Below are 11,619 nucleotides of genomic sequence, written 5' to 3' on the forward strand. Positions count from 1 at the left end.
ATTTAATCTTTTTTAATAAGGATTTTTGACGCTTGTTTTTTTCTTAAAGCAATAGAAGTTCCTTTAATTAAATAGGCATGTGGTTCTCCTAATGGATTTATTAAATCTATTTTAATACGAGCTCCTTTTACAAAACCTAAATCTAAAAGTCGTCTTCTGCTTTCTCCTCTACTTTCTCTAGAAATTCCAATAATTTCGGCAGTTTCAGATGCTTTTAAACTTGATAATCTGGCAATATTATCTTCTATAACAATTTCCTTTTCAATAGGGGCAACAGTTAAGTTTGCTGCTACAATAGGCGCCAACCTAAACTCTTCACCTTCTGATAGAAATACAATACGGGTAGCATTGTTTTCAATGACTTTAATTAGGGAGCCTATATGAATGTTCTCTGCTAAAATTTGCTTGTAAATTATTTCGGGTTCATCTTCAATATGGGTAATTCTACCAACGGTATTTACAGGTAGCAGTGGTAATTCTGTTCCAGTAACCTCTGCCATTTTGCCTGTTTTTGTAGGAATAGGGTCTCCATGCGGATCGAACTTTGGGTTTCCTAAATGTAAAGCTAATGTGTTGGTTTCATCATGGTTTAACTTATGCTCCATTTTTTCGGCTCTATCATGCCATTCGGTTTTATCAAAGCCCGTTTTATCGGCTAAATAACGTTCCCAAAGCCTATGAACCCTTACAATACGCACCGCATATTCTCTACCGGTTTCCGTTAATTTTAAAATATCTGATTCAAAATAAATTAAATTATTAATGGTCATTTTTTTTATGGCTTCAACAATGCTTTTATTGTTAAAATTTAAAACCCTAACCAAAGTTTTCATATCTACTTTGTTTTCAGAATTTTCAAAATGATATAACTGCTTTAAAATATCTTCAATAATTGTTTTTTCATTGCCTTTTAAATTCCTTTTTAAAATCCAAAACCAACCTTTTTTTGGTTTAAACAGAACAAAAAGTAATATTGCAATAATAAAAAAGATGATAAGTGCCGATATTGGATTGTAGGTATTCATAATTAAATACTTAAGTATAAATTTTGAGCTACTTCTTTAGAAATAATCATTTTTTTAGATTTAGTTTCTATGGTTAACGAGTTATCAAAAGGTTCAAAATCTAAAACCTTAATACTATCTCCTAATGACAAATTATTTTTATTTAAATATTTTAAAAACGCATCAGAGGAGTTTTTAACTAAAGCTAAAACCCCCGCTTTTCCAGGATTTATATCTAAAATACTCACACTTTTTACGGGTAAATAATTTCCATCTCTATCTGGAATAGGGTCTCCATGTGGATCATGTGTTGGGTTTCCTAAAAAATCGTCTAGCTGGTTTACTAGTTTTAATGATTTTATATGCTCTAACTGCTCTGCAATATCATGAACCTCATCCCAAGAAAAATTTAATTTTTCTACTAAAAACACTTCCCACAATCTATGTTTTCTAACAACCAATGCTGCTGCTAAACGCCCTTTTTCTGTTAAACTTACTCCTTTATATTTTACGTAATTAGCTAGTTTTTTTTCTGCTAATTTTTTAATCATATCTGTAACCGAAGATGCTTTAGACTCAATTTTTTTTGCAATAGCGTTGGTACTTACAGCAACACTACCTTGTTGCCCTAACTGATAAATTGCTTTTAAATAGTTTTCTTCTGATAGTGAAACCATATTACAAAGATACGCTAATTTACCCAAGGTTAAAAATATTTTTAGACAAGGCTAAAGTTTTATTTTTATAGAACTTTTAAATTAAACACCTTATAATAAAATATTTATATATTAGTACTATGGCGCAACACAACGAACTTGGTAAAAAAGGTGAACAGTTAGCTGTAGATTTTCTTATTGAAAACGGCTACAATATTATAGAACGTAATTACCGGTTTGATAAAGCTGAAGTTGATATTATAGCTAAACAAAAAGACACACTTGCTATTATTGAAGTGAAAACGCGGTCTTCTAAAGATTTTGGTAATCCGCAAGATTTTGTAAAACCTAAACAAATTAAAAACTTAGTAAAAGCCGTTGATGAGTATGTTACTGTTAATGATTTAGAGGTTGAAGTTAGGTTTGATATTATTGCTATAGTTAAAGAAAAGAAAGGTTATAAAATAGAGCATTTAGAAGATGCTTTTTATCACTTTTAGTTAGAATATTTTTATAGCTAGATGCTGAAATAAATTAAGGCAACAAAAAGTTGAATTAATTTTTGTCAAAAACTTTCTTTAAAGCTTCAAAGTCTTCTGGTTTAGCAATAATTTTTTTGTCTTTATCTAAGATAAAATAAGTTGGCGTTGACGAAACTGCGTAATTATTTCCTATTTCATTTTCCCATTTACCTTCGCCATAAACATGAATAAACTCTGGGTAATTATATGTTAAACGTTTCCAGTTGTATGGTTCATCTTCTAAACCTATAGCAATAACTTTTACATTCTGTTGGTTTTTAATATAGGTATGTAGTTCTGGTATTTCATCTAAACAATGAGAACAAGTGCTACTCCAGAATACAATAATATATTTATCAAAACCTTCAATTTCACTTAATTTTGTTGAAGTGTTTTTTCCGTCTTGTGTTATTTCAAAAGAAAAATCTGGAGCTAATTTTCCAACAGAAATGTTAGAAAATTGTATTAAGCTGTTTAAAAGTTCTTGATCATTTAAATCTACTGCAATATCCATTAAATAATTCTCTGCAATATAATTGGCAACAGATTCAAAATTTAAATCTACCATTTGTTGCCATAGGCTAACAAGTAAAATGCGTTTTACTTCATTAGGAGCCTCTTTCATGGCTTTACAAACCACATCAATATTATGTTTGTAATTAACAATTTCATCATCAGAATCTATGGTCATTCCAAACACATAGTTTAGCATTTTCTCTTCTAAAAAGTTAGAACTTTGTAATGTTTTGTTTGTAAAATCTACATAATCAAAATAATGTTTCTTTAGGTTATTTACATAGGTTTTTACATCTTCAAAACCTTCGGGAATATATGGTTTGTTGGCTTTAATAAATTCTAACACTATATAGTCTTTAGCAGTATCTTCGTAGCTTTTTTGGGTGTCTTTTTGTGTTTGAAAAATTTTGGCTAAAGCCAATGTATCTGTGCTTTGTTCACTAAAAAATTTACCAATACTATAGGTTACCATAGACATACTGTTGGTGTAAGAAGTAAGCAGTTTATTTTCTATAGAACTTAGAAATTCTACGCCTGTTTCAGAATTAAAGGTTAGTTCTATATCTTCTTTACCATTATAAATAATATCAAAATTATAATCTTCTTGAGGAATAGCATATACTAATCTATACATGCCTTTTTTAGCTGTAGAGTCTAGTTTAATTTCAAAACTTCCATCCTCATTAATTTTAGCATTTGTTATATATTCTGAAACTGTTGGAGTAACTCTGTACAAAAGTGCTATTTCATAATCTTGTGCAGGTGAAAACGTTCCCTTTATTGTGTGTTGTGCCCAAAAAACTGTTGGTAGTAACAGTAGGGTTAATAAGTGTTTTACTGTGTATTTCATTTGTTAATATAATGCAATAATTAAGCCACAATAGGTTTTAATAGTTTTAAAGCTTTTTCTACTGATTTTACATTATCAAAAGTAAGCAATAATCGTAAGCCTTTGCGTGTTTGTTTCTCTTTCATTTTACATAAATGAGAGTTTGCTTGTACGTATTGCAATACTTTGGTAAACCATTTGCTTTGATAAAAACTACTTTGTTGATCGCTAATAAAATAGCCTACAAACTTACCTTGTTTCATAATAATTTTTTCAAAGCCTATTTGGGTGGCAATCCACTTTATTTGGACACTATTTAGTAAATCGGTCACTTGTTCTGGTAATGCTCCAAATCTATCTAATAATTCTTTTTCAAATTGATTTAATTCTGCTTCGGTTTTTAGCTCATTTAATTTAGTATAAAGACTTAAGCGTTCTGCAATGTTGTTTACATAACTATCAGGAAAAAGCAATTCAAAATCGGTATCAATGGTAACGTCTTTTACATAAATTTTGTCTGCATCAGGTTCGTTATACAAATCTTTAAACTCATTTTCTTTAAGTTCTTCAATAGCTTCATTTAATATTTTTTGATAGGTATCAAAACCTATTTCATTAATAAATCCGCTTTGTTCGCCACCAAGTAAGTCTCCAGCTCCACGAATTTCTAAATCTTTCATAGCTATATTAAAACCGCTACCAAGTTCTGTAAATTGTTCTAATGCCGATATACGTTTACGGGCATCATCTGTCATAGCAGAATATTCTGGGGTAATGAAGTAACAAAACGCTTTTTTATTACTACGCCCTACGCGTCCGCGCATTTGATGTAAATCGCTCAACCCAAAATTATTGGCATTATTTATAAAAATGGTGTTGGCATTAGGCACATCTAAACCACTTTCTATAATAGTGGTACTAACTAGCACATCAAACTCGCCATTCATAAAAGACAGCATAAGTTGCTCTAGCTTTTTACCATCCATTTGTCCGTGACCAATAGCTACTTTAGCATCTGGAACTAAACGTTGTACTAATCCGGCAACTTCTTTAATGTTTTCAATACGGTTATGAATAAAAAATACTTGTCCGCCACGTTGTATTTCATAACTAACCGCATCTCTTATAGTTTCTTCATTAAATCTAATTACGTGGCTTTCAATAGGATACCTGTTAGGAGGCGGTGTAGTAATGACTGATAAATCTCTAGCAGCCATTAAACTAAATTGTAATGTACGCGGAATAGGAGTTGCTGTTAATGTAAGTACATCAACATTTTCTTTAATGGTTTTTAATTTTTCTTTTACTGCTACACCAAATTTTTGTTCTTCATCTACAATAAGAAGTCCTAAATCTTTAAACTTAACATTTTTATTTACTAGTTGATGGGTACCAATAATGATATCTACTTTTCCTTGTTCTAAAGCCTCTAGTGTTAAACGTTTTTCTTTAGCAGTTCTAAATCTATTTAGGTAATCTACAACAACAGGAAAATCTTGTAAACGTTTTTTAAACGTTCTTGAATGCTGATATGCTAAAATAGTAGTAGGTACCAAAACAGCCACTTGTTTACCGTTATCTACAGCTTTAAAAGCTGCACGAATGGCTACTTCGGTTTTTCCAAAACCAACATCACCACAAACCAATCTATCCATGGGGCGCTCGCTTTCCATATCGGCTTTAATATCGGCCGTTGCGGTACTTTGGTCTGGAGTGTCTTCATATATAAAAGAAGCTTCCAACTCATGTTGCATATAACTATCGGGGTTGTATTGGTAGCCTTTTTTAGTTTTTCGCTTTGCGTAGAGTTTAATTAAATTAAACGCCACATGTTTTACCCTAGCTTTGGTTTTTTGCTTTAAATTTTTCCAAGCAGCACTACCTAGTTTATATATTTTAGGAGGCTTACCATCTTTACCGTTATACTTAGTTATTTTATGTAGTGAGTGAATGCTTAAGTAGAGTACATCTCGCTCTCCGTAAATAAGTTTAATGGCTTCTTGTTTTTTGCCTTCTACATCTATTTTTTGCAGCCCTCCAAAACGCCCAATACCATGATCTATATGGGTTACATAATCGCCTACATCTAAATTTGTGAGTTCCTTTAAAGTTATGGCTTGCTTTTTAGCATATCCGTTTTTTATATGGAATTTGTGGTAACGTTCAAAAATTTGATGATCTGTGTAGCAAACTATTTTATTATCATGGTCTACAAAACCTTGGTGTAATGATTGCACTATGGTTTTATAATGAACATCTTCTTCTACATCTTCAAAAATATCATGAAATCGTTTTGCTTGTTGTTCACTAACACAAGCTATATAATTGGTATAACCTTTATTATGATTAGTATTTAAATCTTCAATTAAAAGATTGAATTGTTTGTTAAAAGCGGGTTGTGGCGAAGAATTAAAGATAATTTCATTGCCTTTACTAAACACACTCTGAGTGCCAAACTCTATAATTGAAAACTCTAATAATTGCTTTTTTAATAATTTTGAATTACAAAATAATTCTTCGGGCTCATTGTGCTTTAATTCTGATGATAAACCCTTAAAAGCCTCTTCTGCTTTAACAAAAAAATCATCAATTCTAGAAAAACATAAGTCGGCATTTTTTAAGCATACCACTGTTTTTTGTGCTATATATTTTAGAAAGCTTTGTCTGCTTTCTTCTAAAAACTTATTAGCAACATTAGGGATAATATTAATCTTCTTTATTTGCTCTTTTGATAGTTGCGACTCAACATCAAAAGTTCTAATACTATCTACCTCATCACCAAAAAACTCTATACGATAAGGTTCATCATGCGAAAACGAAAACACATCAACAATACCACCACGTACCGAAAATTCTCCTGGTTCTGTAACAAAATCAACGCGTTTAAATTTATATTCAAACAACACTTCGTTTACAAAATCTATAGAAAGGTTATCTCCTACGGCTACTTTTAGTGTGTTTCGTTCTAACTCGCGCCTTGTAACAACTTTTTCAAAAAGCGCATCTGGGTAGGTAACTATTATTGCCGGTTTTTTACGGGAGTTTATTCGGTTTAAAACCTCTGCACGTAATAATACGTTGGCATTATCGGTCTCTTCTATTTGGTAAGGCCTACGGTAACTACCGGGGTAGAACAGCACATCTTTATCATTAATAAGCTGCTCTAAATCATTTAAATAATGTGCCGCTTCTTCTTTATCATTAAAAATTAACAAAAAAGGTTTTTCTGTAAATTTAAATGATGTTGAAATAACATAAGAAAACAAAGACCCAACCAGCCCTTTTAAATGAATTTTATTTTCTGGTTTGCCAATAGAATTTTGCAGATTTTGCATTTGCAAAGCCTGTTCATAAACTTGAGAGAGATTTGAAAAGCTCAATTATTTAACCCTGTTTTTTACCAGTGCAAATATAGGTGTTAAATTTATTTTTAAAATGATTTTAATTTTTAATTAATACAATGTATTACTAATCTTTATATTGTAAGAAAATTGCTGAATTTCGTTTCACATTGGATATAAAAATATGCAACGCGATTTATATTAATAAGATTATTGATTCTAAATTGATTACAACTGTGAATGTAGAAAATCAGCCGTATCTTTCAATCCTCTATTCCTAAGTATATCCAAAACTTGAAACTCATCCAAATCTGGATTTCTTCTATGAAGAACTAATTCCTTAAAAGCTTGGACAGCTTGTTCGGGATTTAAATCTATAATATCTGTTAAAAAATCATCGGCTGTTTTGGCTGTTAGCCCAAAAGAAGCTAAATAATCTTTAGGAAAATCTTTTATGTTGTTCGTAACAATAATATTTGCATTCGTCTTAATTGCTGCCGCAAGAACATGCCTATCCTTTGGATCTGGTAATTCTAAATTATTTATTAATCCAGAATAATTAGTAACTAAAGCATCAGGGAATGCAGTGTTTGCCTTTTCTACTCTTCTATTAGCTTCTTTCACACTTACACCCTTTCTTGTCATAACATCTTTCCATTCATCAAATATATGTTCACTCCATTTTGGAGTGAACATGTCATGATACGCAAACCAAAAAAGTAAATCACGAATCTCAATCGGATAAATTACATTAGTATCTAATACACATTTAAATCTTACACTATGAATCATATAATCCCAATTCTTCGTCCGACTTCATTATATCAATAATATTCTGTTTCTGAACCTCTTTCATCTTCGTTTTATACCTTATGACATCCTCAAACTTAATCCTTCTATGTTTACCAATTTTTGTATATTCTATTTGCCCCTCTTCAAGAAGTTTAACTAAGTGAGGCCTAGAGCAACCTATAATCTCTGCTGCTTTTTGGGTTGTAACTTCTGTGGCAACTGGAACTAATGAAAATGGTTTCCCCTGGCTCATTGCCTTTAATATTTCTCCTAAAAATTTCAAAGCACTTAATGGAATTTTTATTCTCTCTTGAGTTTCCTCAATCTCAATCTCAGGATTTTTAGATTTTAATTGTTCGATAACTGAAGTCAAAGCATCATAGGACTCTATTGCCAACCTTTGCTCATCTTTCGAAGGCTTATTAATTTTTTTATAAGTTTCCATTGTCGCTGTTTTAAGTAATCTTACACAATATTAAACGAAATAAACGAAACAATCTTGCAAATTGATGTTAAATTTTTAAAAAACAATTTACAACAACACGGTTGGTTCTAACTTACTTACAAAAATGTTAAACAAAACTCTGTCGTGTCCTAAATATAGAATAACATATGTTAGCAAACATTCCCTACATTAGAAATTAACAGGCATGTCTGAAATTCCTAACGAAGAAAGGATTAAGTAGTGAAATATCTATATTCACAAATTCATTAATTTAAAATGAGTAAAACCCAACTACTTGCCCCTGAGCTAGCAGAAGGGTGTGGTAACTCCCAAAAAATTAAAATTTGGGTTTATAATCTTAAAAATAATATGTACGTTTGCAGCACTAAAAAACAAAATTATATGTCTTTTTCAGATTTATTTGATAGCGGATTTAAAAAGCGTAATGAAAGCCATTTTGCTTCTATAGTAAGAGTTGCAATGGCCGATGGTGTAATTACAGATGATGAAAAAGCCTTTTTAGATAGGTTAGCCAAAAATTTAGATATTAGTGAAACAGAGTATAAATCTATTTTAAAAGATTATAACGAGCACCCTATTAATCCGCCTGTTTCTTATGACAGACGTTTAGAGCGTTTATATGATTTAGTAAGAATGGTTTATGTAGATGATATACAAGGGGAACCAGAATATTCTTTATTAAAAAAGATAGCCGTTGGCTTAGGGTTTCATGCTGTAAATGTGAAATATATAATTGACAAAGCATTATCTTTAGTAAGTACTGGAGCTGATTTAGACACTTTTGTGGATGCCATTAAAAACATGAATAGATAAGAAAAATTAAAAACTATCATATTTTAAGCGTCCAACTTTTGTTGGACGTTTTTTTTTGAAAAAAATTTAGATTAATTGAAAAACTATTTAAAAAAATAAAATATACGCCATTTAATGTGTAAGCAACTAGGAAACAAACCTTTGCCTAAAAACACTAATATCTGCTAATAAGCGGACAGGGATTTAATTGCCTAAAGTGAATATTAACTATCTGAAAATCAATAAATTAATTGTAAAATTATTTTGTTATTAAAAAATTTGTTTTAATATTTGCACCGCAGTTTAAAACAAAATACTGCATTATAAATAACTAATAAAAACAAGAAGCCATGTTAAAACATAGTACACCTATTTGGAATACTTATCGTGATTTACAATCACTCATGAGGCTTCGGTATTTTCTGTAGATTAACTTCCCAGATAAAAACCCCGAAGCATGTAAGTAAACTGTTTCGGGTTTTTTATTTCTAAAATTCAAGAGTAAAAATCTGAATCATTTTAAAAGCGCAATTTTTATGTGCTATTAAAACAGACTTTAACTAGTCACTATTTAAAAACAAGGTTCTGGTGCCCCATAACGTTGGGTAAAAGTCTATACCTAAAAATTTAAAAAAATGGAAAATAATTTACATAACACCTATTTGTTAAAAGCTATACAAGCCTACCCGTATGAATTAGAAAAAGCTTATGAAGCTTTAAACTATGCTTTGTCTTACAATCCAGAAAGTGTAAAAGCGTTGTGTTTAATGGCTAAAATACAAATAGAACAATTTGGCAATTTTAACCTTGCAAAAGCCTACTATCAAGAAGCTTTAGCTTGTAATGTGCATGACGCAGATATATACCCGGGTTATATACGCCTATTGGTAAACAACGGTAACTATGAAGAAGCTGAAAAACTAATAGATTTTGCATTAAGTTTTAAAGGCACTAAAAAAGCAAACATATTATTAGCACAAGCCTCTCTTTTAGAAGCTCAAAATAATTATGATAAAGCCGAAAACGTTTTACAAGAAGCCAAAATAATTGCTTTAAATAACGAGTTTATAAACTATGTTAACGATGTTATTTCTCGTATTACCATAAAGCGTAAGCTTTTAAATAGTAATAAGCAAGTAAATAAACCCGTAACTAAAAATGAGCCCGTTGAAAACAAAAAAAGTTGGTTTCAAAACAGGTTGAATAATTTATTGTAATACCATTTCTAGTAAATGAGTAGGTGTTTTTGGGGCGTAACCCCGCTTTTGGGCGGGGTCGCGCTTTCACTACTCGCTCTTTGCAAGGAGCTCAAACATACCGTTCAATCGCTTACGCAAACTGTAAATAATAGTATAATTAATTATTTACTCTCGTCCCAATTTTATATTAAGTCTTCTTGTAACACTTCTCTTGGCAAACTTTAGGCGCTTCTCAATAAATGTTATTCGAATTCCCAATAGCAAAACAATACCTCCTATAATCATTTGAACAGAAATTTGTTCACCAATAAATAACCAAGCAAAACATGAGGCCAAAAGCCCTTGAGCAAGCAAACTAACCGAGACCCTGGTGGCTCTCATCTGTTTTGTAGCATAGCTAATTAAAAACCAAGCTAATAATTGACAAACAAGCGCTTGTATAAGTAATACAAACCATCCCATATCGCTAAAACCTGTAAAGGGCTCATTCAGCAGGTAACTAACAATACCCAAATGCGTTGTGGAACCTACCAAGTTTAGAACCATGAAGGTAGAAATGTTCATGCTTTTTAAAACATATTTGCTTATAAGCATATAAAAAGCATAAAACACACCTGATAAAACCCCAAAACTAAAAGCCAAATCAAAATCTAAGTTTTTAAAAACATCAAAACCAACCAAAAGTATCATGCCCATTACAGCTATAAGAGCTCCAATCCAAAAGTTTGATTTGGGTTTGTCCTTTAAAAACAAGAAAGCCAAAATACCAACCCATATAGGAGAGAGGTTGGTAAGCAACGAAGCTTGGGTTGCTGAGGATTGTTGGATGGCAATATTCCATACGGCCACATCACTTCCAAAAATCACACCACATAATAAGGCAAGAACTAATCCTTTGCCATTGGTAATCTTAAAATTCCCCTTAACAAGAACATAAGGCAATAGAACAATTAAGGAAAATGCCATTCTGTAAAACGCCGAAATGACACCTGGCGTTAAATTTAATTTTACCAATATGGGAAAAATCGATATGCAGATAATTCCAACCATCAAAGCGATTCTTGCCTTTTTCATTAGAATAATAAATTAATGAATTAAACCTGCAAAATTACATTACAAAACAATGACATCGACATTAATGCTGGATAAAAGTTGTTAAATTTTTCTGCAATTACCGTTTCTAAGAGACGGTTTTTAATCCAACAATTGAGGCAATGAGTGTGGTGATGAAAAACAATCTCCAAAAAGTAGCTGGTTCGTTAAAACAAAAATGCCCACCAAAACGGTACCAACAGCACCAATACCTGTCCAAACAGCATAAGCAGTGCCTATTGGTAAGGTTTGTGTGGCCTTAACCAACAACCACATGCTCATGAACAAACACGTCAAAAAACCAATAAACCAAAAACTAGAAATAGAACCTACGGTTTCCTTAACCTTGCCTAAACAAAAGGCAAAGGCAACTTCAAACAATCCTGCTATGATTAAGATAATCCAATTCAA

General features: G+C 31.4%; 10 protein-coding genes and 1 pseudogene. 3 read left to right on the forward strand and 8 right to left on the reverse strand.

Annotated elements, in window-relative coordinates; genetic code table 11:
• Positions 1 to 2: 2 nt before the first annotated feature.
• Positions 3 to 1,025 (reverse strand): iron dependent repressor, metal binding and dimerization domain protein, encoded by a 1,023-nt coding sequence (locus J1D01_RS07590; protein ID WP_421150394.1) that lies wholly within the window; start codon positions 1,023 to 1,025, stop codon positions 3 to 5.
• A 2-nt stretch (positions 1,026 to 1,027) separates the two neighbouring features.
• The gene (locus tag J1D01_RS07595; protein ID WP_421150395.1) at positions 1,028 to 1,681 is read right to left on the reverse strand and encodes a metal-dependent transcriptional regulator; all 654 of its coding nucleotides are present in this window, start codon (positions 1,679 to 1,681) and stop codon (positions 1,028 to 1,030) included.
• Positions 1,682 to 1,800: 119 nt separating this feature from the next.
• Between J1D01_RS07595 and J1D01_RS07600 the strand changes: the two genes are divergently transcribed.
• The gene (locus J1D01_RS07600; RefSeq protein WP_421150396.1) at positions 1,801 to 2,160 is read left to right on the forward strand and encodes a YraN family protein; all 360 of its coding nucleotides are present in this window, start codon (positions 1,801 to 1,803) and stop codon (positions 2,158 to 2,160) included.
• Positions 2,161 to 2,215: 55 nt separating this feature from the next.
• Here J1D01_RS07600 and J1D01_RS07605 read toward each other — a convergent pair whose 3' ends face one another.
• From J1D01_RS07605 to J1D01_RS07620, 4 genes are all read right to left on the reverse strand, one after another.
• Positions 2,216 to 3,547: a TlpA family protein disulfide reductase gene (locus J1D01_RS07605; RefSeq protein WP_421150397.1), complete on the reverse strand. Its 1,332-nt coding sequence runs from the start codon at positions 3,545 to 3,547 to the stop codon at positions 2,216 to 2,218.
• Between the two features lie 20 nt (positions 3,548 to 3,567).
• Positions 3,568 to 6,861, reverse strand: a complete 3,294-nt coding sequence (gene mfd, locus J1D01_RS07610; protein ID WP_421150398.1) for a transcription-repair coupling factor — start codon at positions 6,859 to 6,861, stop codon at positions 3,568 to 3,570.
• A 234-nt stretch (positions 6,862 to 7,095) separates the two neighbouring features.
• The gene (locus J1D01_RS07615) at positions 7,096 to 7,659 is read right to left on the reverse strand and encodes a PIN domain-containing protein (RefSeq protein ID WP_372935732.1); all 564 of its coding nucleotides are present in this window, start codon (positions 7,657 to 7,659) and stop codon (positions 7,096 to 7,098) included.
• Positions 7,649 to 8,104, reverse strand: coding sequence for an excisionase family DNA-binding protein (locus J1D01_RS07620; protein WP_372935730.1), 456 nt, complete (start codon positions 8,102 to 8,104; stop codon positions 7,649 to 7,651). Before J1D01_RS07620 ends, J1D01_RS07615 begins: the two co-directional genes overlap by 11 nt.
• Before the next feature lie 402 nt (positions 8,105 to 8,506).
• On the opposite strand from J1D01_RS07620, the gene J1D01_RS07625 reads away from it, so the two are divergent.
• Entirely contained in the window at positions 8,507 to 8,938 is a 432-nt protein-coding gene (locus J1D01_RS07625) for a TerB family tellurite resistance protein (RefSeq protein ID WP_372935752.1), read from the forward strand.
• 614 nt (positions 8,939 to 9,552) lie between these two features.
• Entirely contained in the window at positions 9,553 to 10,134 is a 582-nt protein-coding gene (locus J1D01_RS07630; RefSeq protein ID WP_421150399.1) for a tetratricopeptide repeat protein, read from the forward strand.
• A 147-nt stretch (positions 10,135 to 10,281) separates the two neighbouring features.
• Here J1D01_RS07630 and J1D01_RS07635 read toward each other — a convergent pair whose 3' ends face one another.
• Together J1D01_RS07635 and J1D01_RS07640 are read right to left on the reverse strand one after the other, a co-directional pair.
• Positions 10,282 to 11,190 carry a DMT family transporter gene (locus tag J1D01_RS07635; protein WP_372935726.1) on the reverse strand — a complete coding sequence of 303 codons (909 nt, stop codon included), beginning with the start codon at positions 11,188 to 11,190 and terminating at the stop codon, positions 10,282 to 10,284.
• Between the two features lie 106 nt (positions 11,191 to 11,296).
• Positions 11,297 to 11,619 (reverse strand): annotated as a pseudogene (locus tag J1D01_RS07640) (DMT family transporter).

Origin of the sequence: Seonamhaeicola sp. NFXS20 (assembly GCF_049132085.1) — a bacterium.
In the GTDB taxonomy this organism is placed as follows: Bacteria; Bacteroidota; Bacteroidia; order Flavobacteriales; family Flavobacteriaceae; genus Seonamhaeicola.

Coding starts and splice junctions, on each gene's coding strand:
- J1D01_RS07590 (WP_421150394.1), bottom strand. CDS start 1,025: ATGAATACCTACAATCCAATATCGGCACTTATCATCTTTTTTATTATT.
- J1D01_RS07595 (WP_421150395.1), bottom strand. CDS start 1,681: ATGGTTTCACTATCAGAAGAAAACTATTTAAAAGCAATTTATCAGTTA.
- J1D01_RS07600 (WP_421150396.1), top strand. CDS start 1,801: ATGGCGCAACACAACGAACTTGGTAAAAAAGGTGAACAGTTAGCTGTA.
- J1D01_RS07605 (WP_421150397.1), bottom strand. CDS start 3,547: ATGAAATACACAGTAAAACACTTATTAACCCTACTGTTACTACCAACA.
- mfd (WP_421150398.1), bottom strand. CDS start 6,861: ATGCAAAATCTGCAAAATTCTATTGGCAAACCAGAAAATAAAATTCAT.
- J1D01_RS07615 (WP_372935732.1), bottom strand. CDS start 7,659: ATGATTCATAGTGTAAGATTTAAATGTGTATTAGATACTAATGTAATT.
- J1D01_RS07620 (WP_372935730.1), bottom strand. CDS start 8,104: ATGGAAACTTATAAAAAAATTAATAAGCCTTCGAAAGATGAGCAAAGG.
- J1D01_RS07625 (WP_372935752.1), top strand. CDS start 8,507: ATGTCTTTTTCAGATTTATTTGATAGCGGATTTAAAAAGCGTAATGAA.
- J1D01_RS07630 (WP_421150399.1), top strand. CDS start 9,553: ATGGAAAATAATTTACATAACACCTATTTGTTAAAAGCTATACAAGCC.
- J1D01_RS07635 (WP_372935726.1), bottom strand. CDS start 11,190: ATGAAAAAGGCAAGAATCGCTTTGATGGTTGGAATTATCTGCATATCG.